The following is a 24,705-nucleotide window of genomic DNA, read 5'->3' as shown; positions in this document are numbered from 1 at the left end:
AAAATTTTTGTAATATTAAACTTTCTTAGAGTGGCTTCTCGTATTTCAACAAAGCTATCTCAACTGCGAGTTGCCAGATGAATAATAGGCTAGAACTTTATGGTGATGCTTCCTGCTACAAATCCCAAAATTCTTGTTGTAGATGACGACTTTGGTGTACGTAATCTAATCTATCGTTTTCTTGGTCGAAAATATCACATAGAGTCTGCGGCAGATGGCAAAACTGCTCTATCTATGTTTGAGCAATTTAACCCAGCCTTAGTAATTTTAGATTGGAATTTACCAGATATCAGTGGCTACAATTTATGTGAAGAAATGCAGAGCCGTAATAATGTCTTAGTAATGATACTGACAAGTAGAAATGCGGAAGAAGATAAAATTAAGATTCTTTCTGCTGGTGCAGATGACTTTATGACTAAACCTTTTAGTTTGGCAGAAGTAGAAGTTAGAGTACAAGCACTTTTGAGACGGGTACGTTGCATTAATCCTTATCCTGTACAACGCTTGGTATTCAAGCAACTAGCAATTAACCCAGAAGGTAGAGAAGTCACACTAAATGATAAGCCACTAAATTTAACAGCATTGGAATTTAATATTCTGCATTTTTTAGCAAGTCATCCTGGTCAAGCTTGGAGTCGTTCACAACTCATTCAAAAAGTTTGGGGTTGTGACTATGTAGGAGATGGAAGAGTTGTGGATGTACATATTGGTCAATTACGCAAGAAATTAGAAGTTGATCATAACGTGCCTGAGTTTATTAAGACGGTTCGCGGCTACGGTTATAAATTTGAATTGCCAGAAGTAACAACTGCTTGAGAAGTTAATCACGCCAATACAATGGCAATGTTTACAATCATCAATATTTGCCGAGTATAGTCATATCTCGGCTAAAGCTTAGTGAGAAGTTAAAACATATAACAGCAGGATTATTTGTCTCTTTTAAAGACAAAATTTGTCTAATTATGTCTTAAGAGTTGATTGGCAATATACACATTTTTTTCAATACTCAAGATAGGTTGCGACACTACTAGTATCGCAAGGCGGCAGTCAAACATTTTTTTGATAAGCCTTCATCAGATTTCATCCAGTACCTGATATATCTGCCTCATCAGAGCGCACAGATGTGCGCTCTGAATAAATTGTGAATGTTTTTAGGTGGATATAGACCAATATTAAAAATCTATCTATTAATTAAAAAATATTTTTTCGATAGAAATTGAAATAGAATTTTCAAAGACATATTAAAATTTATTACTCGACATAATTAGTCAATTTGTGTCGAATAAATCAATTATTCAGGCTTGAAAATTTAGTTTTTGCAACTAATAATGCAAGTGTAAGGTTAAACAAATAAGTTTACTTACACACAGGTAATAGATTTTTTTTCCACAAATAATTGGAGAATAATCATCATGAATTATCAAGACTCTGCATTGAATTCTGTTGGTTCAGAACTGTTTATAGATTCTGAAAATTTTCTGCAAGATTTAGCTGATACAGATGCTATGAACTTGCAAGGAGGATATGGCCCCGGCATCGAGAAGTTACTGGAATTCGGCATCAACGTGTATGCGCTGAATAATATTGTTTCTATCGCTAAGACATTTAGCGGTGCTGCTGGTGGTGTTTTGGGTAACGGTGGTGCTGGTGGTGCTGGTGGCGCTGGTGCTGGTGGCGCTGGTGCTGGTGGTGACTAGAGTTCAGCTTGTTATTGCTGAAGATTAGTCTAATAAACTAATGAGCAGGATTAAGCATTAAACTTCTTTATCCTGCTCCGATTAATGGCTATTATTTTTGAGTTGGGATGTTGCTATTTTTTTAATAGCGGGAAAAAATAACAATCAAATATGAAAAATTCTATATTAGAAGTCTAGCTTTTAGTTTCTATTTTGAAAAGTAGTTTTAATTAAAAATAGAAAGTTATGCAATTGCTAAACTCACTTATATTACAACCTGACAATAATTTGAGTCAAGCCTTATTAAATATTTTGGAAGATATCGTTACTAAGATTCAGATTCAACCTAATTTTTGTATTTATCATCCCAATTACAAACCATTAAAACTGCCTGATGAAGCAGTGGAACGCTTTCAAAAATTACCTTTAAATCTTCAGCACAAGTTTTTGAATTCACAATTGTGCAACTTTCTCTATGGGATTTACTATAACGGCGCTAGTCGAACTGCTCTGTCTTTAGATATAAATCTCATGGATTCGACAATGCCCAAGAATTTAGAGAATAATACTTATCTTGGAGTAGATGTGGCGTTTTATGAGCAATTACACTTGTCCAATAAAGGTATAGGCTACTTTGATCCAGGTTGGCAAGTAGTAATGGAAGAAAACGATCGCTCTCTGGTGGTGAAAAAAAGTGGCTTGACTTTGCATATAGAACGCGATCGCCATCTTCGAGATATAGAACGAAATGCGATCGCTGGAGATATTGTTGCTGTCAAGATGCCACGTAATTTAGTGCAGAATGGTTTTTATATGGCGGTTGGCAATGCTGGATTATCAAGTCATGCTGAGACTGCGATCAATTCACCGCTTGTACGTGTTTACTTTAATTTAAGTCCTGAAGGTGCAGTTGCAGTTATGAGCAGCCTCACTCAGCAATTAAACACTATATATATTCCTTTTACTTTTAAAGCGCTCTACAATCCCTCAGACTATGATCGCTACGATACAGCAGTACTTTATTTTGGCAAAACTCAATATTCAGTTATTCAAGTAGTGTTGCAAGATATTTATGTCAACTATAAACCGTATTTTCGAGAAGAAATCCCACTATTTACAAAATTACTCGCTCCAGGACTTGCACTTGCGGAAGAACCAAATCATAAATTCTCGGAAAAAGAAAGTTTTGGCATCAACCGTTGTCAAATTGTGACCAACGCTTTATTAGAAGCTTGGCAACAAGGAGATGAATCAAAAGGCAATCGTATGGCTTTAATTCAGAAGCAATTTGCCTTATATGACATTAAATTACAACATCCTTATCTGAATTCCAACTCTCACGATATCTACGCACCATTATCATCATGACTTATTGGAAAATAGAGCTATTTATACCTTTAAATTAGCCTATTCTCAAACTTAATCAGTGATACACATAGATTAATTACATGATTATGATTGTTAGCCTTTAATAAATGTCCTTAGCTTTAAGTATTTACTTTAGACTAAGGACTTTTTTTAGACACAAAATTTATTGAATCCTCTAACTTCCTGATTGATTAATAGAAAACTATTGATTTAAATCTTTCTAAAGATATAAATAAAATCAAATCCCCATAATCAACTTTACTCCTATTTATGGCTGTGATTGATCAAAGTACTTTACTAAGATTGAAGTTATTAAAAATAAATCAACAATTTTTCTCTTTAGCCTATCACTTCATTTTCGCCAAAAACGCCAATTTGGATTGCTTTTTCTAGTTGGATGAGGTTTTTAATATCTATGTCACATGAAATTAACCAATTTCAAGATTTTGACAACTATAACGTTAATATTAGTAAGTTTTTAACACCTTTTCAGCAAAAAGTTCTGCTGAAAAATCTCCAAGCAAGTTTACAACCCGAATACCGTCGTCGAATCGAAATTATGTTATTGGCAGATCAAGGTAAATCTCCAAGCAAAATTTGTCAAATATTAGGCTGTTCTTACCACATGGCGCGATATTGGAGTGGTGTGGCAAAAGCTGGATTAGCTCACCAATGGCAGGAACAGAAAATAGGTAGGCCAAAGAGTGTTAATGACCAGTATATTGCACGCTTGAAAGAATTAGTAACTCATAGTCCTCATGAATATGGCTATCCATTCCAAAACTGGACAGCGCAATGGTTAAGTAAGCATTTAGCAAATGAAATGGGAATTAAAATTACCGAACGCCATATTAGTCGTTTACTTAAACAAATGGGACTGTCTACAAAACAACGTAACAATATCTCTCAACAAGAAACTGCTGATATTCAAGATTCTGATATTGTAATATGCGACTTGCAATTAAGCTATGAACATAATAGTTTAGAAGATTTACTCAATTTCGTTAATACTCATCACTAATTCTTGGACAGAAGGGAGTATTTTTTGAAAAAAATAGGAATTAATTAATGACTAATATTTTCATTATTTCTCCTGAAGATATATTGTATCAAATGAAGCTTTCTTGTCAGCTTCCCGATATGATTGAAGCGATCGCTACTCGAAAGATTATTACTGATGCTGCTGATCAAGCAGGGATAAAAATTCAGCCCGGAGAGCTTCAACAGGCAGCCGATAATATGCGGTTACTAAAAAAACTTGTCAAAGCTAAAGATACTGAAATATGGCTAGAAAAACATTATCTTTCTCTCAATGAGTTTAAAGAAGTAGTAGAAATTTCTCTACTTTCGGCAAAGTTAGCTCATCATCTCTTAGCAGAGCAAGTCGAACCTTTCTTTTTTACACATCAACTTGATTATGTTAAATCTATCACTTATGAAGTTGTTTTAGATGACGAAGACTTAGCTTGGCAGCTATTTTATGCAGTCCAAGAAAATAAAATATCTTTCCCAGATATTGCTCAACAATACATAAAAGAACCTGAATTACGCCGTGTTGGTGGATATTGTGGGATACGATGCCGTGGCGATTTTATTCCAGAGATTGCAGCGTATGTTTTTACTGCCCATCCACCAAAGATTATCAAGCCAATTCTCACACAAAAAGGAGTTCATCTAATTTGGGTTGAAGAAATTATTCAGCCTCATTTAGATGAAGTACTGCGCTGTAAAATTCTCAGGGATTTGTTTGCTGCTTGGCTACAGCAACAACTTGAGGAAATTAAACTTGTGGTGCAGATTTAGTCTTATTTGATTAAAACTCCTAAAACACAAGCTTGGGTTGAAGTACAAAACCCAACATGATCAATATTTTGTTGGGTGGAGCGATCGCTCCACTACAATTCTTTTATCTCACCTTAATTGTTCATATTTAAATTTCCCTTTAATAAACTTGTTAAAGTATTGACCTTTAGACGGTGCATTATCTAAATCTTCTTTGATATTAGAAGGTACTTTGAAATATTCGTAAACACTTCCGCCATCAAATTCAATAGTCAGTGTTTGAGTTTTTGGATCATAGCTAAATTCCTTAATAAAGCTGCCTTCTGGCTTGAGTAAGGGGAAAGCAATAACATCTCGAATACTGGCAGAATCAGTTAATAACATTACTAACCGATCAATCCCAATACCTAGACCGCCTGTAGGTGGCATTCCATATTCCAACGCTGTGAGAAAATCTTCATCTACACCTTGGGCTTCTAAATCACCAGCGGCTTTACGGGCGGCTTGGTCTTCTAGACGTTCTCTTTGGTCGATGGGGTCTGTTAATTCTGAGAAGCTGTTGGCGGTTTCGCGTCCCACTATAAATAACTCGAATCTTTCTACCAAACCAGGTTGAGAACGGTGCGGTTTTGCCAGTGGTGAAATTTCTACAGGATAGTCAATGACAAAGGTAGGTTGAATTAAGCTAGTTTCTACCTTTTCTTCAAAGGCTAAATTCAGTACTTTACCGATGGTTTGGGCTTCATCTACACCTGGAATTCCTGCATTTTTAGCTGCGGCTTTGGCTTCTTCCAATGTTGGGAAAGAATTGAAGTCTAAGCCTGTAGCTTCTTTGACTGCATCGTGCATTGTCACCCGTCGCCAAGGTGGTGTTAAATCAACCGTTTCCCCTTGGTAAGTGATTTGCAATGTGCCGAGAACTTCTTGGGCGACGGTGGTAATAATACCTTCCGTCAACGCCATCATATCGTTGTAGTCGGCGTAGGCTTGGTAAAGTTCGATTGTGGTAAATTCGGGGTTATGGCGGGTGGAAATTCCTTCGTTGCGGAAAATCCGTCCCATTTCAAACACTTTTTCAAAACCACCGACAATCAACCGCTTGAGATGGAGTTCTGTGGCAATTCGCAGATACAATTCCATTTCTAGGGTGTTGTGGTAAGTAATGAAGGGACGTGCATCTGCACCCCCAGCTTCACTTTGCAAAACTGGCGTTTCAATTTCGAGAAAATCTCGCTGTTCTAAATAGCGGCGAATACCTGCGGTAATTTGGGCGCGACGGCGAAAAGTTTGCCGGACTTCGGGGTTAACAATCAAGTCAACGTAGCGCTGACGATAGCGTTTAGCAATATCAGTTAATCCATGCCACTTGTCGGGTAGGGGCAGTAGGGATTTTGTGAGGATGGTGTATTGTTTGACGTAGACTGATAACTCGCCCTTTTCAGTCCGTTTAATCGTGCCTTTAACGCCTAGAATATCTCCTGCATCTGTGAGTTGCTTGAGGTGGTTGAAAGCATCAGCATCAATCTCTGCCATGCTTTCTTGGATGCGATTTTTCTCCAGATAAAGCTGTATGTTGCCAGTTTCGTCTTGCAAGGTGAAGAATGCCAACTTACCAAAAACACGCCGCGCCATAATGCGACCGGCGATCGCAACTTCTAAATCGACTTCTTCGCCACTGGCTAAATCAGCAAATTTTTCTTGCAATTGGGCGGCGCTATGGGTAGATTCCCAACGATAGGAGTATGGATTACCCCCTAACTGCTTAATCTGGTCTACTTTTTCCAGCCTGGCGGCACGGATATCTTCTTCCGACATGGTAACGAACTTAATAGGGCAAGATTAATTATAGATGCTGTAAAAGTAGACAGTGAGAGATTTTTGCACTTGCCATAATTTTCTGAGGCGATCGCTCAGAAGATTGAAGGTTTGTTGTTAGAGCTTGAGTGCTAGGAAATTATGGGGTAAAGTGCGATCGCCAACAAGATTTGGTGAGCTTTCAGGGTTCAATGACACTCTACAATAAGGTATGTCGACATCTATGGATCTCAATAATACTCAATGTCCATCCTGCAATCAATCCGCACTAACCACGCGGATTGATCAGTATGACAACAAACAGATTTATATTGATGCTATTACCTGCAACAATTGTGGCAAAAACTATGACTTAATTTGGGGTGTTCCTTATTTAGGAATCTTTAAGCAGGAAGAGATACTTAGTCTTTTTGAAATTGCGGCAAATGCCGCCCAGTATCAAGTAAAGGAAAAGAATGCAGACCATAACTATTTGAATGTTATCAGTATGGTGAATGAGTACACCAACTCTTGCAACAAAGTAGCAGTACTATCAAAGTATGGGCTGACAAACATACCTTACTGGCTGGAGTACCGATATAACGAGCATCTTTTCTTCAAAACTTTGACTCAAGCTATTGATCTACGGAATAAGTGCGTTTTAGACATTGGTGCAGGGTCAGGGTATGACAGCCTAAAGTTTTACAGTGCAGGTGCAACCGTCACTTGTCTAGAGTTTAGTCCTGCTCTTAGTGCATTTGGGAATGCAGAATATCCACAGCTACGTTGGTTTGGTGGTTCCTCGGATAATTTACCTTTTGCGGACTGTCAGTTTGATATTGTTACTGCCAATGCAGCCCTACATCACCTGGTAGACATTCCCAAATCGTTACAGGAAAGTTTAAGAGTTCTAAAACCAGGGGGATATTTAATTACATTGGGTGACTCTTTTATGGCAGATAGCAGTACTGAGGAAGAGGAAGCCCTGATTTTTAATCACCATACCAGCGTATTACAAGGTATAAACGAACAAGTCCCCAAATTCCAGTTATTTACTGAAATTTTTAAATATTACAAAGATGCACTGGATATTCGAGTTTTTACTCAAAACCTTTATGGATTAATGCCATACCATAGCGAATGGAGTTTTGAAGAAGCAATTACAAAATTTCCGCAGTTGGCTGGCAGTATTAATTTTTTAATTCAGAAAAAGCAACATATTTCTATTCCTCAAAGTAGCCTTAGCCAAGAGGCTATTCGTCCTTCTGAATATGCAAAAGATTTATATAACCCAGATTTAGGAATCCATCGCCTAATTGACCTTATTGCTGACCAATTTGTTAATTTATCAGTCACAGATCAGAGCTATCCTAAGTTTCGATTACTTAATGGATGGAAACTTCCGCAGGCTGGAGAAAATAAGCGCACTGTTTACAAACGAGCAAGGTTGTTCTTTAGTCTGGATAGACTGAAGGATTTTTTGCATCTTTCACTTCTCATTCCTTATGTCTCAAATTACGACTCCCCGACAATTACTATCAAATTAAATTCGATCAACGTTTTTTCAGAAGAATTAGTGAGAGGAGTATGGCACGAACTATATATTCCTATGCTGGTTGAAGTGCATACTCACAAAAACTTTTTGGTTGAGGTTCAGCTACAAAGTCACAATTCCTCAGAAGCAGCCCAGGAATTTTACATTAGAGATTTAGAGTTTTTACCAGAAGCTTCTCCATCTAATTTATTTGCTCTTGAACACTTTGGACTTGAAACACTAATTTTTACACATTTCAAAGGTAAACACTCAGTCACAGTTCTCATATCGCCGGATTTTGAACACAATATGGATGTGATTAATCGGTTGAGAAAGTGGCAACTTAACTTGCAACTTATTGTTCCAAGCTGGCAAGACTTCTTCTATTCCTGGATTCCTGAATGTGAAATTGTAGAAACCTATCCTAATTTTATTTCTGATCCAACTTCTATTGATAATTATCACATCCAAAAACCTATCCAGCTTGTTGCAGCTTCTAATTCAGAATTAAAAGCAGTGTTACAAAAGATAATTTCAGTTGACTTAGATCAAGTCTATTGGATTCAATCGGGAGGATATAGTCAGTTGCTCGCAAGTCATACAGCAAGCATAACTGATGGTAATTTAACTGAAGCGACCGCCCCTTTACCGATTCAGCAATTTTCTCTAAGCAGTACCAATCAATACTCTACCCACTCAAAACAACTTGAGCAAAAAGTTAGCTATCTGGAGAAGCAGCTTCAAGATGCTAGAGAAGAGATTGCAGCTATGAAAACCAGCAAGTTTTGGCAACTACGTGGTCGCTGGTTTAGACTCAAACAAATGATTGGAATCAATCATCACAAATAAGAATACGAGTTCTACCAATTCTTCTAAATTAGTCAACAGATTGTTTCTCACATTAGTCTTGGTGCATCTAATTTTCTTAATTGCGTTAGTATGCGAGCATCATTGTGAATTGGTATTAGATTTTAAGATAAAAAGCGATCGCCTGCCCAATCCAGAGAGCGATCGCTTTTTATTGATGCAGATCTTAACACAACTATAAAACTACAAATTAGTGGTCAAAGACAACATCTATTCTTGTCCTAATTGTAGAGAATACCGAGATAAAATGGTCTTCGTTTTTAAGTGATATAACTGCATCACAGCTTTGATCATACTTTGCTGATCGGGATGTAAATCTAAACCCTCTATGGCTTGATAAATATTATGACCCGCCTGCAATTGTTCTTTCAGTTTTTCACGTTGGAATGAACTTAAGATAGTACTAATTTCTTTGTTGCGGCGTTGACGTAAACCTTGGAGTTGTTGACGTTCTTGGGGAGTAAAATCAGTTTCCAAATATGCTAAGTTGATTGCAGCTTTGTAAGGTTGGGCAGAAATCACACTAGAATTAGCATGAATTTGTAGAGGCGTAGCTAAAGCAATCCCAGGCATGAATATGACAAGGAAAAGAATATTAGCTAACAAAAATAGCCATTTGGGAAAGTTAATTACCATGTTGAGAAATGCCTAAACGAAATTTCATGCTCAGACTTAGTTAAGCAAGATTCAAAACTTTGCTTTGAATCTTGGATGTTGAACATTCACAAACAGATGGTAGCTTAGATGATTTTGCAGCCTATGTCTAGAAGGCATAACAGCAGAATGCAGAAGATAAGTTTTTGCTGAATATTTATCTCTAACAAGCACCCCTAAAAAGTATTATCGGAGATAAAGGAATCTTAAAAAATAAATCACGCTACAGAAAATTTATATTTAGATCAGCAGGTAAAAAGCCTCTACTGAAAAAATGATCATTTGAGGATAAAAACTAATAAGACAATGTTATATATGTTACGAACAATATCATTAATTGTAAATAAAAATAAATTATTTGAGGATGGGCATAATCATACCCATCCTCAAAGCTACTGAGACCTTTTCATTCTGTTAATTTCTTGTTGTAATTCTTCAATTTGCCGCCGCAAATTTTCTGCTTCACTTGCGGAAGTTTCTGATGCAACATTTACTGCACCTTCGGCTGGCGATCGCTGATAGTTTCCTCGGCGAATTTGCTGATATTCTTCTGATACTGCCCACTCCCTTAAATAATGTATACGCTCTACAGCAAAGGGATGGCTTAACATCATGCCCTGAGCGCCATTGTAGATCAAGAACTTATATATTTGATTCAGTCCATCTTCATTCAGTGCTTGATAATTTTCTGATTGGTGGATAAATTCTTGTAAACTACATTCATGGGCATATTTGCTACTTCCACCCGATACCTTCATCATCGAAGACATCACAGGATTTATGTCATCAATTACTAACAAGGCGGCGCGATCTGCTGTCAGTTCAGCTTTTCGCCGCCATTCAAAAAAGGCATAAATTAAGGCTTGGGTAACGAAATTACCAATGCCAAAGGTCAATTCACCTAGGGCAGAAGCAGCACTCATCGCCCACATCGCCATTTGAATTAAAATAGTATGACCACATTTAATATGTCCCAGTTCATGGGCTAACACCGCCCTAATTTCGACTTCCTCCAGTAAGTCTAGTATGCCTGTATTGATAACAATGTAAGGATTTTCTTGCCCCAAAGCATAGCTATTTGCTTGGGGATTTTGTGAGACAAACAGTGCAGGTTCTGGGTAAACATCCAAATCCCGCACACATTCCCGAAATATCTGGTAAATAGTGGAATATTGTCGCGGCCCTACTTGGATGGTGTTACCCATTAGATAGACTAACTGCGGGCGTTCGTAGACAAACTCCATGAATTTACGGGCAATTAACTCAAACCCTGGTAAATTTCGTAAAGCTTGTTCAGCTTGGCGGTCAAGTGGATGCCTGAACGCATCGCTAGAAATTCCTGTGTAAGTTGGCATAATTTAATCAGTGAACAGTGAACAGTGAACAGTTATCAGTTATTAGACTGATAACTGAATAATAGAAATGGGGCTAATGGAAGTAAAAATCACTTTGTATGGGATTAAAAGCGTGTGATTGAGGCAGAAGTTCATTTGTCACTACATAACTTCCTGCGATCGCAGGCGGGGTTCCCTTCCTGGCCTCATCATTTGACGATGGCAAGGTTGGTAGCCCGCGCCTTGCGTCTAGGACGTAGTGCTTTAATTCAAGTTGGGGCGGCTTGTGGCTATCAAGGGCGATATCGCACTAGTTTTGTCGCATCAGCATTGATGTGGCAAGGCCCTGTTATTATTGTTGCTCCAGAAACTGTGCAACAACGTCTGTTGCAAGTAGAAATTCCCCGCTTACAACAGTGGTTACAAGTTCAAAAGCCAATCAGAACAGGTAACGCTTGGCCTAATTTTGGGTTTCAAGGACTACTCCTAACTTCTCCAGAAGCTTGGTTAAAAGGACAGTTAACATCTTCTGAAACTTTTCGCCCAGGTATTCCCACAATTATTGATGGTGTAGATGATTTAGAAGATTGGGTACGTAATCAACTAATTCAAGATGTGCAACCTCAAGACTGGGAAGAACTTATACTGGCTTGTCCTCACCAAGTTGAAGCAATTCGTTCTGCTAGAACACAACTCACAAAAGAAGTCTTCCAGCATCCAGCAAATCCTTATGAGTGTTATCTCATCTCCCAGCCAGAAGCAGAAATTATTCATGGTCTTTTTGCTCAATTAAACTTAGAGACTATTCCTCATGTTTGGCAAAATTTCTGGCAGCAATTTCAATACATTCATGAAAATACTCCTCTAAATCAGCCACCGCATCTTTTTTGGACTACTATTGCGCGTCGCCAAGGTTTATTTTCTTTGCATTACGCGCCGATTGAATTAGCTGGAATACTGTCCCCGATTTGGGAACGACAGCCAGTGGTTTTAATTGGTAGTGCATTAGAACCAGAAACGGAAGCGCCTGTATTTCGTCAGCGTTTGGGTTTAGATGATGTCACTTGTCTGAGGTTCTCTTCAGATAGTCAAGCTCAAGCGATTCAATTATATGTACCCCATCAGTTACCTTTACCAAATACACCAGAATTTCAACCAGCCTTTATTCACAAAGTTCGCACCTTACTTTGTTTAAGTGCGACAGCGCCAGGATTAACAGTTGTTTTGGTAGGAGATGTCCCACTCAAGGCGCAAGTCGGTGCAATTTTGGCTTCAGAGTTTGGTACACGGGTACAAGTAGAAAAAACTTGTTTAGATGAAAACGGTATTTTAATTAGTGGTTGGGAATATTGGCGAGAACATCAACATGTTTTACCTGCGCCACATCTATTAATTATTGCGACTTTACCTCTACCGTCTTTAGAAAATCCCCTAGTGGCTGGAAGGGTAGCTCACTACAAGCGATCGCATCAAGATTGGTTTCGGGTATACTTACTCCCGGCAGCTTTAAATGAACTACAACGCGCGATCGCCCCTGTACGCGAAAATCAAGGTGTAGTAGCATTGCTCGATAGTCGAGTTATTAACCGTAGCTATGGTTCCCAAATCCTCGCAGCACTTAGCCCTCTAGCACGCATTAACTATCTTGACCCTAGTTTATTCGCCAACCCCGATGAAGAAGATTCGGCTTAACAAGAGTTCAGTGTCAAAAGTCAATAGTTAATCAATTTTTGACTATTTACATTTTGTCAACGGATAGCGATCGCATCTGACCAAACGCTATTATCAGCTTGTGCTTACATTTGGAACTTCATCAATTGGACTAGAGATGCGATCGCATCTCTGGGATCAGACACACAAACTAATTTGAATTTTGAATTGCTAATTATGGGTGAAGCAAAACGTCGCAAAGAAACTCTGGGAGAAAAATACGGTCAAGATGAGCGCATATTATCTTGGGTTCCCATCACCAAACGCCAATCTGAATTATTTGTGGCTTGGACTACTCGCGGAGCCTGGATTGGGATTGTCGGTATGGTTGTCGCTTGGGTAACTATTCGTTTTATCGGCCCCGCTTTTGGTTGGTGGCAAATTGTAGGTTAATACAGTTCAGATACAAGGTTGGGTTGACGCAAGGAAACCCAACATTACTAATCTAATCAATAATTGTTTAAAAAATTAGTGCAAATTATTTAATAAATGAGCGTTGCTCTTAGATTTACATACTGTTGCAAGAGCAAGTGTTGAATATGGAAGTGCGATCGCTTTCACCTAGTTTTTAAAACAAAACATATTGACAGGGAACAGACAATAAATATCTATTCCCTATTATTTCTTACGGTTTAGTCAATTCGCTTTTCTAAATATTGACCAATCATTAACTGTTCACCAGCGCGAGAGATAATTGTTTGTCTGGTGCGATATTTATTCCCAATTAACTTTAATTCTTCCTCAAATACTGAGCCGTTGTACTCAGTTCGCAAACACAAAGTTTCTGAGTTAGGAAAATGATACTCGGCGGTGATTGGTTTGGATGTGGCAAAACCGCGATCGCGGTACAAAATATTTCCTAATGCACCAAATAATGTCGAGCCTTGAGAATCTTGTCTATTTTTTAGTATATCAGTACTATTCCACAGTACTTCTGCACCACAGATTAAATTAACCGTCTCAGGTAAATTGTGCAATTGCGCCAACTTTTGCAACTCAGCACATCCTGTTTCTAAAAAGCGAATGGTGATCAGACTCACCATTTCTTTCGTTTCGCCCTCTGGCAGAGTATAGTAGCGTCTTTCTGAACGCCACTGACCGGCTGATTTTTGGAAAAATTCTGTAATTTCGGCTTCGTTAGCGGTTTGAGTCAGTCTTAGCGGTGATGTCACGCGTTATTGTCCTCGCCTATTCTAAAAATAGCGTTTGTACATATACTACATGGTGACAAAAGACAATTACGGTTTAGATTTTTTAATATATCTCATAAATACTCAGACTTGCCGATTGCTTTTTTAGCAGCTTTGCTAGTATATATTAGGTATACTTAGTAAAACTAAATATCGTTATTTCACCAATGCTAATGCCAAAATTCAGGCATAAATTAGCGCCAAATTTGATTTGTTAAAATTCTCATGTCTACGCTTTATGGTCAAGATATGAGTAAAACATGCCTTAGTCTTAATTCTATCGTAGATAAAATCGTTATAAATCTGCACTAGCAGACAGGATATTTTTTTGAAACTTTCATGTAGCAAAGGTAGTAAAAATTGACACAAGAAGATATATCTCAACATTAATTTATCATCAATGCGTCTATCTAGAGACATATATACAGAATGGCTTGGGTGTAAAAGGCTGCTATTTTTGGAAAAATTTTTATATAAGCAGAATAAATGATTTGCAACGGACAACCGCAAAAATCGATGAAACAGCAAACCTACATACCTCCAATCCCAGTGATGAATAGCCAGTTAGATTTAATCGCCAAGATTGACACAGGGAAACCAACAAACAAAAGGATATTTCCCCAGGGACAAACAGGAAAATTCATATCATTATTTGCTTGCTTATTAACTACAGGAGTACTTTCTGCTAGTTGTGCTTCTCTACCTAAAGAAGCAGCCGAAGCTCAATCGCAACGTGGTAGTAAAGAAAGTGGTAGTACAACACCTGTAGATGTAGCGATCGCCCGTACAGATACACTCGAAAAACAGCCAGAGTATACAGGTACAACAATTCCTTTCCGTACCGTATCACTGCGATCGCAAATAGAAGCGCGACTATTATCTTTAAACGTAGATGTAGGTAGTATTGTCAAAAAAGGGCAAAACATCGGACAGTTAGATGATACCTTGCTGATGACAGAATTAAAACAAGCCGAAGCCGAACTCGCAGCCCAAAAATCCGATGTAGCCAGAGCCGCAACCCAGGTAAGTAATGCGCGTGCAGAAGTGGAAAGACTGCGCTTACAGATGGTGCAAGCTCAAGCCGACTCTCAAAGACAACAGCAATTATACCAACAAGGTGCGATCGCCCAACAAACCGCCGAACAAGCACGCACTCAAGCCCAAACAGCCGCCCAAGCCTTGCGGGCTGCAACAGAGCAAGTCCGCACAGAACAACAAGCCGTCGCCGCTACCCAAGGTAGAGTTTTAGCGCAACAAGCAGTAGTCGCCCAAGCCAAAGAACGCCGTTCCTACTCCCGATTAATTTCCCCCATCAATGGTGTCGTTACCAGCAAAGTTACAGAACCAGGTAATCTTTTGCAAGCAGGCGGCGAAGTTATACAAATTGGTGACTTCAGCCGAGTCAAAGTAGTTGTGCAAGTTTCGGAATTGGAACTAGCAAAAATTAAACTTGGACAATCTGTACAAGTACGCTTAGATGCCTTTCCCCAAAAAGCATTAACTGGCAGAGTTATACGCATATCTCCCACCGCCGATGCGACTGCTCGCCTGATACCAGTAGAAGTGGAAGTTCCCAACAGTAACAGCAATATTGGTAGCGGACTATTAGCCAGAGTTAATTTTGAAAATCAAACACAACCGCGAGTTGTAGTCGCGCAAACCGCTATTCAAAAATCAGCCAAACAACCTTCTGGGTCTGAAACAGCAAATAATGATATAAATGGCACTGTATTTGTAGTTACAGATAACCAAGGCGAACCAACGGTAAAAGCACGTACCGTCACTTTGGGCAAAAAAGCTGATAGCAAAGTGGAGATTTTATCTGGTTTGCAACCAGGAGAGCGCTATGTAGTTCGCAGTGGTAGACCATTAAAAGATGGCAACCCGGTACGTCTTTCGATTCTTTCCGAAACAGGCGAATCAAATTCGACACTGCGCAGAACTAGAAATTAAGAATTTAGATTTGGAGTGCAATCATAGTTATGCAGCAAGTCCAAAAAAGCGGCGGATTTAGTATCAGCGCCATCTCTATCCGTCAACATATCGGTACCCTCATGCTTACCCTAGCAGTAATCGTGATGGGTGTATTTTTTATAGTCAAATTACCAGTAGATTTACTACCATCAATTACCTATCCTCGGATTGGTGTGCGAATACAAGCACCAGGCATTTCGCCAGAAGTAGCAATTGATGAAGTCACAAAGCCTTTAGAAGAAGCCTTTTCCGCTACCGAAGGTGTATTACAAGTCTTTTCTCAAACCCGTGAAGGACAAGTCAGTTTAGATTTGTACTTTCAACCAGGGGGCAATATTGACCAAGCCTTAAACGATGCTACTGCGGCCTTTAACCGAGCCAGAGGTACTTTACCAGACACCCTAGAAGCACCACGCATATTTAAAGTAGATCCTTCCCAGTTACCTGTTTATGAAATAGCTTTAACTTCACCGACCTTAGAAGGTGTAGATTTACGGGTGTTTGCCGAAGAAGAACTAGCCCGTGAACTAGGTGTTGTCCCTGGTGTAGCCGGGGTAGACGTATCGGGAGGAGTGCCAGAAGAAGTTAGAGTCAATCTTGATTTAAATCGATTGCAAGCTTTGGGTGTAGGTTTAACGGATGTTTTAGATGAATTGAGAGACCGCAACCAAGATATTTCCGGTGGTCGAATTTTAGGGCAGAATTCCGAACCATTAACTCGGACTGTGGGTCGCTTTCGGAGTGCTGAGGAACTGAGAGATTTATCATTTGAAGTATCTTCATCTAGCAATAATACTCAAGCCTCAGTCCCCACTCGTCGTGTTTATCTGCGAGACTTTGCCGAAATTATCGACGGCTCAGAACAACAAAGAGTTTTCGTTTCTCTCAATGGTGAACCAGCGGTAAAAGTCAGTATTCAAAAACAACCAGATGCCAATACTATCAACGTTGTTGATGGAGTGAAACAGCGTGTAGAAGAACTGCGGCAGTCTGGTGTAATTCCTGAAGGGACAGTAATTACTGCTACTTTAGATGAATCAAAGTTTATTCGTAATTCTATTTCTAATGTTACAAGTTCCGGGTTAATTGGGACAGCATTAGCAGCGATCGCAGTTCTCCTATTCCTGGGTTCCATCAGACAAACTTTGATTATTGTCCTGGCTATCCCCTTAGCCACCCTAGCCGCAATTATCTTAATGGGTTTATTTGGTTTATCTATTAACGTTTTTAGTTTGGGTGGTTTAGCTTTGGGTGTAGGTATTGTCGTAGACAACTCCATCGTGATGTTGGAGAACATTGCTGAAGGTGCGGGAATGACCCCCGGTAAAACTGCTAGAAGCAAGTTGAGTAAACAGCAACTAATTAATCAATCAGAACAAAGTAGTCGAGAAGTCGAATCAGCATTAATCGCTTCTACTAGTACTAACTTGGTTGCAGTATTACCATTTTTGCTTATTGGTGGGTTTATCGCCCTGCTATTCAATGAATTAATTTTAACTATTAGCTTTTCCGTAGCAGCTTCGATAGTCATTGCCGTTACCGTTGTCCCCATGATGGCATCTCGCTTATTAGGATGGAAGTTTTCTAGCCGTTTAAATCAATTTTGGCTATTGCAAGAATTTAATCGCCGCTTTGATGCTGCTACCAGGGGATATGGCGGCTGTTTAACTATGATATTACGCTGGCGATTCATTACAGTGGCGATCGCCCTCCTCTTCTTTGGTGGCGGTAGTTTGTGGATGGCTCCGCAAATTCCCCAAGAAATTCTCCCTAGAATTAGTACAGGACAAGTTAACTTAAATGCTCAGTTTCCTCCCGGAACACCCTTAGACACTAACCTCAAAGTCATGAGCGCCGTGGATGAGGTTCTCCGCCAGCAGCCAGAAACAGAATATATATTTTCTACTGCTGGTGGAGCCTTATTTGGTAACACAACTAACGCCAACCCCTTACGCGGTTCCAGCACCATTAGCTTAAAATCTGGTACTGATGTCGAAGCTTATGTTGAACGAGTTACCCAAGAACTTGACAAATTAAACTTAGCCGGAATTCGTCTGCGCCTTTCACCCGGACAAGTGCGGGGTTTGATTTTGAATAACTCTCCTGTACGGGGTGCTGATGTTGACGTGATTTTGCAAGGTAACGACCCAGACAATTTACAACAAGCTGGTCGTCAAGTTTTAGCAGCTTTAGAAGAACAAGCCACCTTCGCTAGATTCCGCCCTGATGCTGATGAAAGACAACCCGAAATTCAAATCTTGCCAGACTGGGAGCGTGTTGCAGCTTTAGGCTTAACTACTACAGATATTGGCGATACCATTCAGACTGCTCTAGAGGGTAGCATTCCCACACAGTTACAACGTGGCAACCGCTTAGTAGATGTACGCGTAAAGTTGAATGAAACAGCAGTCCAAGCACCATCTCAATTAGAAAGACTGCCGTTATTTGTAGACAATAATCACCAAGTCCGGTTGAGTGATGTTGCGAGAATTGTTGAAGGGCAAGCGCCTGGCGAAATTCAGCGAATTAACCAGCGCCAAGTTGTCATTCTAGCGGGGAATTTAAACGAGGGCGCTAGTTTAAGTCAAGCCATAGCCCAGGTCAAACAAGTAATAGATAACCTCGAATTGCCAGAAGGTGTGAGTGTTTTACCCAGCGCCGCCGCTGAATCAAATCAACAATTGCAAAGCTCACTACAACTATTAGGTGGATTAGCCACATTCCTTGTATTTGTAGTTATGGCAGTGCAATATAATTCCCTCATTGACCCATTGGTAATTATGTTTACCATTCCATTAGCACTAGCCGGGGGAATTTTCGGGCTTTATATTACCAAAACTGCCATTGGTGCAACCGTGATAGTAGGTGCCGTTTTATTAGTTGGTATTGTGGTGAACAATGCCATCATTATGGTCGAGTTAGCCAATCAACTTCGGGAACGAGACAACATTGACCGCAAAACTGCCATTTTACAAGCTGCGCCACAACGGTTGCGTCCTGTACTTATGACTACTATTACTACCGTTTTAGGTATGTTCCCTCTAGCATTAGGAATTGGTGAAGGCTCAGAGTTTCTGCAACCATTGGGTGTTGTTGTTTTTTCTGGTTTGTCATTAGCAACTGTATTGACCCTGTTTATTATTCCGTGTTTTTATACACTGCTACACGACATCCTAGATTTTGGGTGGCTCAAGCAAACATTAGCCAAATTAGATAAATGGAAGAACAGGTATTACTAAATAAAAGCGATTAATAAATCAGCATAATTTTGGTGATTTTAAGCGAATAGAAATCGTGGCTATATCTTCATAAAAATGCTGCGAATTCTATTCGGACTGTGATTTTAAATCCCTCATGACAGACTTTGGTTATAAATTTAATACAAGACAATCTTACGGATAAGTTTACTTTGAAAGTGCAAACGGCGTAAAAAAACAGTAGTTAAGAAAGTTCTCCATGCCATTGTCGAAAATGCAGATTTATTCAACATCATCAAAAAGTCTGGAACATTTTTCTGTTTCAGTTCTACAAAAGCCCAATGTAATATGAGATATTTTTTGATATCTTCTATTTTGGGAATATCCTGACGATGCTTTTCATTAACTAAAGCATAAATTTTTTCCTTAATCAAAATATTGGTATCTAGCCGCTTAGATACAGAGAATTTATGATTATAAGCACCCGGCCAAATTGTCCGATAAGCTAAACATTGATTCAAGTAAATCGCATCACCGAATTGAGCAATACGTAGCCAAGAATCTATGTCATCACAGTTAGCATCAAGTTGTGAATCCCAACCATCTGTTTGACAAAAAGCATCACGACTACAAGCTACTTGTACAGGTGTACCAAAAGGCAATAATTCCAAAAGCATCCCGTAGTGAATATCCGCTTGGGGAACGGAAAAAGCTAAACCAGGGCCAAGTTGAGGAGTGCGACTCAATTCTACTTTATGTTCATCAACCTGAGCCGCAACACAAGAGCAAATCACTGCACTCGGACAAAGCGCGATCGCCTTGGCCATCTCTTCGATACAATTAGTTGCCAAATAGTCGTCATCATCTAAAAACTTAATCCAGTCGCCACTGGCTTGATTGACTCCTGCATTTACCGTAGCTGCATGACCTTTGTTGACCTCATGACGATGGTAAATTACTCTATTACCTAAGCTTTCTACGTAGGCTTGCGTGTCATCAGCGGAACAATCATCAGCTACAATCACCTCACAAGGAATTGTCTGGTTGATAGCAGAATCAACGGCTCGGCGTAGTAAGCTTACGCGGTTATAGGTAGTGATCACAACGCTAAATTTCATAAACATCACACCTGTAGCAAGCTTTATGCAATATAGCTTTCATTTTTAGATATGGCGGCTCGGTTAAAAATTTTAAATCTCACATATCACTAGACTGAAAGCAGATTCTCGATTTATTATGGATGATTGTGAGTTTTTCACCAGATAGGCTATGAACGCTCAAGAGATCATCCGTTCCATTGAAGCGGAACAACTAAAATCTAATTTGCCCAACATTTATGTGGGCGATACCATCAAAGTCGGCGTGAAAATCAAAGAAGGCGAGAAATACCGTGTGCAACCCTACGAAGGCGTTGTCATTGCTAAACGCAACGGCGGTATTAACGAAACTATTACCGTTCGCCGCGTATTTCAAGGGGTAGGCGTAGAACGTGTATTTTTACTGCACTCTCCACGCATCGATAGCATCAAAGTCATCCGTCGTGGTAAAGTACGTCGTGCTAAACTTTACTATCTGCGCGATCGCGTTGGTAAAGCTACCCGGATCAAACAGCGTTTCGACCGCCCTTTGTAATTTTTTGCTCAGGGTATGAGAGAAATCTCAGTTAACAAGCGGCTTTTGCCGCTAAGTTGTCTCCCCGACAAAAATCATGTACAATAAGAATCGCAAATTGCGTTAAACTAAATAAAAGTTCAACGCAATCACCGAATCCAAACCAACCTGTGCGCTCTTAGTTCAGTTGGTAGAACGCAGGTCTCCAAAACCTGATGTCGGGGGTTCAAGTCCTCCAGGGCGCGCTCGCAAGCAAAAAATACAACCCGAAACAATAGCACTTCTACTCAATGTAGTTAGTGCTGATGATTTCGGGTATAATTGTTTGATAATTGAGAGATTTTTTGCTGCAAATCAGCAGGATGGAATCAAAGCTGTAAAAGTAAGATAAAAATTAGCAACATACAGCTGTACAAGAAACGGGGGGATAAACAACAGTGGCGAAAAAAACTGAAGCTGAAATGCCTGAAAACACTGGTGGGCTAAACGTACAAAACTTTATTCAAGGGACGAAAGAAGAACTTGAAAAAGTAGTTTGGCCAAGTCGCAGACAGCTAGTGAGCGAATCAGCAGCCGTGCTGTTAATGGTTACACTCTCCGCATCTTTGATCTATTTGGTGGATGGATTGTTTGCTTGGGCAGCAAAACAGGTGTTCTGATGACTTTTGCAACAGACGACCCACTTAACTCAAATTTGCAGTCAGAGGAAACAGCAGAAGCAGCGCTCAAAGAAGCGCGGTGGTATGCAGTACAAGTAGCCTCCGGCTGTGAAAAACGCGTCAAAACCAACTTGGAACAACGCATCCAAACCTTTGACGTAGCAGACAAAATAATTCAAGTCGAAATCCCCCACACACCAGCAGTAAAAATCCGGAAAGATGGCAGTCGCCAGCACACAGAAGAAAAAGTGTTTCCTGGTTATGTGCTAGTACGGATGGTCTTGAATGACGATACATGGCAGGTAGTGCGTAACACCTCTCATGTCATCAACTTTGTGGGAGCAGAACAAAAACGTGGCAGTGCCAAAGGTCGTGGTCACGTTAAACCAGTACCTCTGAGTTACTCAGAAGTAGAGCGCATATTCAAACAAACCACCGAACAAGAGCCAGTTGTCAAAATTGACATGGCAACAGGTGATAAGATAATCGTGCTTTCTGGCCCATTTAAGGACTTTGAAGGCGAGGTGATTGAAGTCAGTCCAGAGCGAAGTAAACTTAAAGCCTTGCTCTCGATTTTTGGCAGAGATACACCCGTTGAATTGGAATTCAATCAGGTAGAGAAACAGAGCTAAATACAAATGGCGAAAAAAGTAGTAGCGGTCATTAAACTGGCCCTGAACGCTGGAAAAGCCAACCCAGCACCGCCAGTAGGCCCTGCGTTGGGTCAACATGGCGTTAACATCATGATGTTCTGCAAAGAGTACAACGCCAAAACAGCAGACCAAGCTGGTATGGTAATCCCTGTAGAAATTTCGGTTTATGAAGACCGGAGTTTTACATTTGTACTCAAAACCCCACCAGCATCAGTATTAATTCGCAAAGCCGCGAAAATCGAAAGAGGTTCTAACGAACCCAACAAAAAGAAAGTTGGTTCAATTACTCAAGCACAATTGCGGGAAATTGCCCAAACTAAATTACCCGATCTCAACGCCAACGACATCGACGCGGCAATGAACATTGTGGCCGGAACCGCAAGAAATATGGGCGTTACCATCACTGAATAGTAAAAGAAGGCAGGAGGCAGAAGGCAGGAGGCAGAAGAAAAATATTATGACTTCGCACTCAGCACTCAGCACTCAGCACTCACTACTAAAAAAATTTATCGGGGGAGAAGCTTGGCTTCGCCACTAACCCCAGGAGAAAAAAATGACAAAAAAAGTATCGCGTCGCTTGCGGGAACTGCAAGCAAAAATAGAAGATAGAGAATACTTACCTCTAGACGCTTTAACACTACTTAAAGAAACAGCAACAGCTAAATTTGCTGAAGCCGCAGAAGCACATATCCGGTTGGGAATTGACCCCAAATATACAGACCAACAATTACGGACAACGGTAGCGCTACCCAAAGGTACAGGACAAATTGTCCGGGTGGCAGTTATCGCTAGAGGTGAAAAAGTCACAGAAGCAAGCAACGCTGGTGCTGATATAGTTGGTTCAGAAGAACTGATTGACCAAATTCAAAAAGGCATGATGGACTTCGACAAACTAATTGCGACACCAGATGTTATGCCACAGGTAGCGAAACTAGGTAAATTACTAGGCCCCCGTGGTTTGATGCCATCACCAAAAGGTGGTACAGTAACGTTTGATATTGCAAGTGCGATCGCAGAATTCAAAGCAGGTAAATTAGAATTCCGGGCTGACCGTACTGGTATTGTCCATGTTATGTTTGGTAAAGCAGGTTTCTCGCCAGAAGATTTGTTAGTAAACCTGAAGGCGTTGCAAGAAACAATTGACCGTAACCGTCCTTCGGGCGCAAAAGGTCGTTATTGGCGGAGCTTCTATGTATCTGCTACTATGGGGCCTTCGATTAAAGTTGATATCACCGCTTTACGGGATTTAAAACTTAACGAAGCTGCATAATTTTTAGTCAATCTTCATTTGTCCATCGTCATTTGTCAAAACAAAGGACAAAGGACAAGTGACTAATGACAAAACTAAATAGTTCAAACCGGAGACAGCAGGTGCAAATAGCTTAATATCCTGCCGAGGTAAAAACTCTCATTGCTTGAAGCATTACTTACAAAGTGTAGATGCTATAGCGTCAAGAGTTTTGCTGCGAAACCCCGGTTAAAAAGCCGGGGTTTATTGTTTTGGGTAAGTCAGAACTAGAATACACAAACAGGGAAATCCTGATTTTGCCCTTGGAGGTGAAACGATATGGGTAGAACGTTAGAAAACAAACAAGAAATAGTAGCTGACCTCAAACAATCTTTGAGTGAGTCAACTTTGGCACTAGTAATTGAATACCAAGGGCTAACAGTTGCTGAAATCACAGACTTAAGGCGGCGGCTACGTCCTACAGGCACTACTTGTAAGGTAACAAAAAATACCTTAATGGGTATTGCTATTCAAGAGGACGAAAAATGGCAACCAATGTCCGAGTTGCTGAAAGGTTCTTCTGCCTTTTTGTTAGTCAAAGAAGATTTCTCTTCAGCAATTAAGGCTTACCAAGACTTCCAAAAAGCCACCAAAAAAACAGAAATGCGTGGCGGTGTCATGGAAGGTCGCTTGCTGAAAGAAGCAGATGTCAAGGCTCTAGGTGACTTGCCATCCAAGGAACAACTCATGGGTCAAATTGCTGGAGCTATCAACGCTTTGGCTACAAAAATTGCTGTGGGTATCAACGAAGTTCCTGGTGGCTTGGCTCGTGCTTTGCAAGCTGTGGCCGAACAAGAACAAGGAAGTGCAGCTGAATAAAGTATGAAGTAGAAAGTGTGAAATAAGCCAAATATAAAAAAGTGGTTTATTTACTAATCTTTTCATTCTTTATCCTTCTTTTAGTCAAGAGTCAAAGGTCAAAAACTAATGACAAATGACGAATGACAAATTACTAATAACTAATCAAACATTACGGAGTTACATCAATGTCTGCTACAACCGACAATATTTTAGAACAATTGAAATCCTTAACCTTGCTAGAAGCTGCTGAATTAGTTAAGCAAATTGAAGAAGCTTTTGGCGTAAGTGCTGCGGCTCCTGTTGGTGTGGCTATTGCTGCTCCTGCTGGTGGTGGTGCTGCTGCTGAACCAGTAGAAGAAAAAACCGAGTTTGACGTAATTCTGGAATCTGTTCCTGCTGACAAGAAGATTGCCGTACTGAAGATTGTGCGTGAATTGACTGGTCTAGGACTGAAAGAAGCTAAAGACTTAGTAGAAGCTGCACCTAAAGCAGTTAAAGAAGGTATTGCTAAAGATGCAGCTGAAGATGCTAAGAAGCGGATTGAAGAAGCTGGTGGTAAAGTTACTGTGAAATAGTCCAGTTTCAATACTAGTCTTAAAAAAGAAGCCTATTT

General features: G+C 40.0%; 22 protein-coding genes, 1 tRNA gene and 1 other annotated feature. Of the genes, 18 read left to right on the top strand and 5 right to left on the bottom strand.

The features are described 5' to 3' along the window. Positions 1 to 99 precede the first annotated feature (99 nt). From NCWK1_RS26615 to NCWK1_RS26595, 5 genes are all read left to right on the top strand, one after another. Positions 100 to 816, top strand: coding sequence for a response regulator transcription factor (locus NCWK1_RS26615; RefSeq protein ID WP_096579224.1), 717 nt, complete (start codon positions 100 to 102; stop codon positions 814 to 816). 596 nt (positions 817 to 1,412) lie between these two features. After that, positions 1,413 to 1,697, top strand: coding sequence for a hypothetical protein (locus tag NCWK1_RS26610; RefSeq protein ID WP_187308256.1), 285 nt, complete (start codon positions 1,413 to 1,415; stop codon positions 1,695 to 1,697). Positions 1,698 to 1,922: 225 nt separating this feature from the next. Further along, positions 1,923 to 3,044, top strand: a complete 1,122-nt coding sequence (locus NCWK1_RS26605) for a T3SS effector HopA1 family protein (protein ID WP_103126775.1) — start codon at positions 1,923 to 1,925, stop codon at positions 3,042 to 3,044. 415 nt (positions 3,045 to 3,459) lie between these two features. After that, on the top strand, positions 3,460 to 4,065 hold the full coding sequence (locus NCWK1_RS26600) for a helix-turn-helix domain-containing protein (protein WP_103126774.1): 606 nt from the start codon (positions 3,460 to 3,462) through the stop codon (positions 4,063 to 4,065). Positions 4,066 to 4,112: 47 nt separating this feature from the next. Beyond that, the gene (locus NCWK1_RS26595; protein WP_103126773.1) at positions 4,113 to 4,847 is read left to right on the top strand and encodes a peptidylprolyl isomerase; all 735 of its coding nucleotides are present in this window, start codon (positions 4,113 to 4,115) and stop codon (positions 4,845 to 4,847) included. Between the two features lie 108 nt (positions 4,848 to 4,955). On the opposite strand, the gene lysS is transcribed toward NCWK1_RS26595, so the two are convergent. Then, positions 4,956 to 6,641: a lysine--tRNA ligase gene (gene lysS, locus NCWK1_RS26590; RefSeq protein ID WP_103126772.1), complete on the bottom strand. Its 1,686-nt coding sequence runs from the start codon at positions 6,639 to 6,641 to the stop codon at positions 4,956 to 4,958. Between the two features lie 223 nt (positions 6,642 to 6,864). On the opposite strand from lysS, the gene NCWK1_RS26585 reads away from it, so the two are divergent. After that, positions 6,865 to 9,003 carry a class I SAM-dependent methyltransferase gene (locus tag NCWK1_RS26585; RefSeq protein ID WP_187308255.1) on the top strand — a complete coding sequence of 713 codons (2,139 nt, stop codon included), beginning with the start codon at positions 6,865 to 6,867 and terminating at the stop codon, positions 9,001 to 9,003. Between the two features lie 228 nt (positions 9,004 to 9,231). On the opposite strand, the gene NCWK1_RS26580 is transcribed toward NCWK1_RS26585, so the two are convergent. Both NCWK1_RS26580 and NCWK1_RS26575 read right to left on the bottom strand, forming a co-directional pair. Beyond that, complete coding sequence (locus NCWK1_RS26580; protein ID WP_103126770.1) at positions 9,232 to 9,657, bottom strand: hypothetical protein; 426 nt, start codon at positions 9,655 to 9,657, stop codon at positions 9,232 to 9,234. Between the two features lie 410 nt (positions 9,658 to 10,067). Beyond that, positions 10,068 to 11,030 carry a M48 family metallopeptidase gene (locus NCWK1_RS26575; protein ID WP_103126769.1) on the bottom strand — a complete coding sequence of 321 codons (963 nt, stop codon included), beginning with the start codon at positions 11,028 to 11,030 and terminating at the stop codon, positions 10,068 to 10,070. A 114-nt stretch (positions 11,031 to 11,144) separates the two neighbouring features. Between NCWK1_RS26575 and NCWK1_RS26570 the strand changes: the two genes are divergently transcribed. Both NCWK1_RS26570 and NCWK1_RS26565 read left to right on the top strand, forming a co-directional pair. Next, positions 11,145 to 12,701 carry a helicase C-terminal domain-containing protein gene (locus NCWK1_RS26570; RefSeq protein WP_103126768.1) on the top strand — a complete coding sequence of 519 codons (1,557 nt, stop codon included), beginning with the start codon at positions 11,145 to 11,147 and terminating at the stop codon, positions 12,699 to 12,701. 195 nt (positions 12,702 to 12,896) lie between these two features. Further along, positions 12,897 to 13,112: a DUF2839 domain-containing protein gene (locus tag NCWK1_RS26565; protein WP_096579206.1), complete on the top strand. Its 216-nt coding sequence runs from the start codon at positions 12,897 to 12,899 to the stop codon at positions 13,110 to 13,112. Between the two features lie 239 nt (positions 13,113 to 13,351). Here the strand turns inward: NCWK1_RS26565 and NCWK1_RS26560 are convergent, their stop codons facing one another. After that, on the bottom strand, positions 13,352 to 13,891 hold the full coding sequence (locus tag NCWK1_RS26560) for a phycobiliprotein lyase (RefSeq protein ID WP_096579203.1): 540 nt from the start codon (positions 13,889 to 13,891) through the stop codon (positions 13,352 to 13,354). A gap of 504 nt (positions 13,892 to 14,395) precedes the next feature. On the opposite strand from NCWK1_RS26560, the gene NCWK1_RS26555 reads away from it, so the two are divergent. Together NCWK1_RS26555 and NCWK1_RS26550 are read left to right on the top strand one after the other, a co-directional pair. Continuing rightward, positions 14,396 to 15,862 (top strand): efflux RND transporter periplasmic adaptor subunit, encoded by a 1,467-nt coding sequence (locus tag NCWK1_RS26555; RefSeq protein ID WP_422730893.1) that lies wholly within the window; start codon positions 14,396 to 14,398, stop codon positions 15,860 to 15,862. Between the two features lie 29 nt (positions 15,863 to 15,891). Next, on the top strand, positions 15,892 to 19,122 hold the full coding sequence (locus NCWK1_RS26550; protein WP_103126767.1) for an efflux RND transporter permease subunit: 3,231 nt from the start codon (positions 15,892 to 15,894) through the stop codon (positions 19,120 to 19,122). A gap of 137 nt (positions 19,123 to 19,259) precedes the next feature. Here the strand turns inward: NCWK1_RS26550 and NCWK1_RS26545 are convergent, their stop codons facing one another. Then, on the bottom strand, positions 19,260 to 20,198 hold the full coding sequence (locus NCWK1_RS26545; protein ID WP_103126766.1) for a glycosyltransferase family 2 protein: 939 nt from the start codon (positions 20,196 to 20,198) through the stop codon (positions 19,260 to 19,262). A gap of 151 nt (positions 20,199 to 20,349) precedes the next feature. Here NCWK1_RS26545 and rplS point away from each other — a divergent pair, with 151 nt between their 5' ends. From rplS to rplL, 8 genes are all read left to right on the top strand, one after another. Next, positions 20,350 to 20,712, top strand: coding sequence for a 50S ribosomal protein L19 (rplS, locus tag NCWK1_RS26540; protein WP_015114851.1), 363 nt, complete (start codon positions 20,350 to 20,352; stop codon positions 20,710 to 20,712). A gap of 151 nt (positions 20,713 to 20,863) precedes the next feature. Further along, positions 20,864 to 20,936, top strand: a tRNA-Trp gene (locus NCWK1_RS26535). A gap of 192 nt (positions 20,937 to 21,128) precedes the next feature. Then, on the top strand, positions 21,129 to 21,350 hold the full coding sequence (gene secE / locus NCWK1_RS26530; RefSeq protein ID WP_103126765.1) for a preprotein translocase subunit SecE: 222 nt from the start codon (positions 21,129 to 21,131) through the stop codon (positions 21,348 to 21,350). Beyond that, on the top strand, positions 21,350 to 21,982 hold the full coding sequence (nusG, locus tag NCWK1_RS26525; protein ID WP_096579195.1) for a transcription termination/antitermination protein NusG: 633 nt from the start codon (positions 21,350 to 21,352) through the stop codon (positions 21,980 to 21,982). Before secE ends, nusG begins: the two co-directional genes overlap by 1 nt. A gap of 6 nt (positions 21,983 to 21,988) precedes the next feature. Then, a complete protein-coding gene (gene rplK / locus NCWK1_RS26520; protein WP_015114848.1) occupies positions 21,989 to 22,414 on the top strand; it encodes a 50S ribosomal protein L11 in 426 nt (141 codons plus the stop codon). Between the two features lie 142 nt (positions 22,415 to 22,556). Continuing rightward, a complete protein-coding gene (gene rplA, locus NCWK1_RS26515; RefSeq protein ID WP_096579193.1) occupies positions 22,557 to 23,273 on the top strand; it encodes a 50S ribosomal protein L1 in 717 nt (238 codons plus the stop codon). Positions 23,274 to 23,343: 70 nt separating this feature from the next. Beyond that, positions 23,344 to 23,509, top strand: a sequence feature (ribosomal protein L10 leader region). A 61-nt stretch (positions 23,510 to 23,570) separates the two neighbouring features. Beyond that, entirely contained in the window at positions 23,571 to 24,110 is a 540-nt protein-coding gene (gene rplJ / locus NCWK1_RS26510; RefSeq protein WP_096579191.1) for a 50S ribosomal protein L10, read from the top strand. A gap of 167 nt (positions 24,111 to 24,277) precedes the next feature. Beyond that, the gene (rplL, locus tag NCWK1_RS26505; protein WP_096579189.1) at positions 24,278 to 24,667 is read left to right on the top strand and encodes a 50S ribosomal protein L7/L12; all 390 of its coding nucleotides are present in this window, start codon (positions 24,278 to 24,280) and stop codon (positions 24,665 to 24,667) included. The last annotated feature ends 38 nt before the right edge of the window (positions 24,668 to 24,705 follow it).

Origin of the sequence: Nostoc cycadae WK-1, from assembly GCF_002897135.1 — a bacterium.
Lineage (GTDB): Bacteria > Cyanobacteriota > Cyanobacteriia > Cyanobacteriales > Nostocaceae > Nostoc_B.
The sequence above is the reverse complement of the archived record's forward strand: the minus strand, read 5'-3'. Positions and strand labels throughout refer to the sequence as shown.

Excerpts from the sequence above, each read along its gene's own strand:
- rplA (WP_096579193.1), top strand. The coding sequence starts at position 22,557 with ATGACAAAAAAAGTATCGCGTCGCTTGCGGGAACTGCAAGCAAAAATA.
- rplL (WP_096579189.1), top strand. The coding sequence starts at position 24,278 with ATGTCTGCTACAACCGACAATATTTTAGAACAATTGAAATCCTTAACC.
- NCWK1_RS26575 (WP_103126769.1), bottom strand. The coding sequence starts at position 11,030 with ATGCCAACTTACACAGGAATTTCTAGCGATGCGTTCAGGCATCCACTT.
- nusG (WP_096579195.1), top strand. The coding sequence starts at position 21,350 with ATGACTTTTGCAACAGACGACCCACTTAACTCAAATTTGCAGTCAGAG.
- NCWK1_RS26595 (WP_103126773.1), top strand. The coding sequence starts at position 4,113 with ATGACTAATATTTTCATTATTTCTCCTGAAGATATATTGTATCAAATG.
- rplJ (WP_096579191.1), top strand. The coding sequence starts at position 23,571 with ATGGGTAGAACGTTAGAAAACAAACAAGAAATAGTAGCTGACCTCAAA.
- NCWK1_RS26610 (WP_187308256.1), top strand. The coding sequence starts at position 1,413 with ATGAATTATCAAGACTCTGCATTGAATTCTGTTGGTTCAGAACTGTTT.
- NCWK1_RS26550 (WP_103126767.1), top strand. The coding sequence starts at position 15,892 with ATGCAGCAAGTCCAAAAAAGCGGCGGATTTAGTATCAGCGCCATCTCT.
- NCWK1_RS26555 (WP_422730893.1), top strand. The coding sequence starts at position 14,396 with ATGATTTGCAACGGACAACCGCAAAAATCGATGAAACAGCAAACCTAC.
- lysS (WP_103126772.1), bottom strand. The coding sequence starts at position 6,641 with ATGTCGGAAGAAGATATCCGTGCCGCCAGGCTGGAAAAAGTAGACCAG.
- rplS (WP_015114851.1), top strand. The coding sequence starts at position 20,350 with ATGAACGCTCAAGAGATCATCCGTTCCATTGAAGCGGAACAACTAAAA.
- NCWK1_RS26580 (WP_103126770.1), bottom strand. The coding sequence starts at position 9,657 with ATGGTAATTAACTTTCCCAAATGGCTATTTTTGTTAGCTAATATTCTT.
- NCWK1_RS26585 (WP_187308255.1), top strand. The coding sequence starts at position 6,865 with ATGGATCTCAATAATACTCAATGTCCATCCTGCAATCAATCCGCACTA.
- NCWK1_RS26600 (WP_103126774.1), top strand. The coding sequence starts at position 3,460 with ATGTCACATGAAATTAACCAATTTCAAGATTTTGACAACTATAACGTT.
- NCWK1_RS26605 (WP_103126775.1), top strand. The coding sequence starts at position 1,923 with ATGCAATTGCTAAACTCACTTATATTACAACCTGACAATAATTTGAGT.
- rplK (WP_015114848.1), top strand. The coding sequence starts at position 21,989 with ATGGCGAAAAAAGTAGTAGCGGTCATTAAACTGGCCCTGAACGCTGGA.
- NCWK1_RS26545 (WP_103126766.1), bottom strand. The coding sequence starts at position 20,198 with ATGAAATTTAGCGTTGTGATCACTACCTATAACCGCGTAAGCTTACTA.
- NCWK1_RS26565 (WP_096579206.1), top strand. The coding sequence starts at position 12,897 with ATGGGTGAAGCAAAACGTCGCAAAGAAACTCTGGGAGAAAAATACGGT.
- NCWK1_RS26615 (WP_096579224.1), top strand. The coding sequence starts at position 100 with ATGGTGATGCTTCCTGCTACAAATCCCAAAATTCTTGTTGTAGATGAC.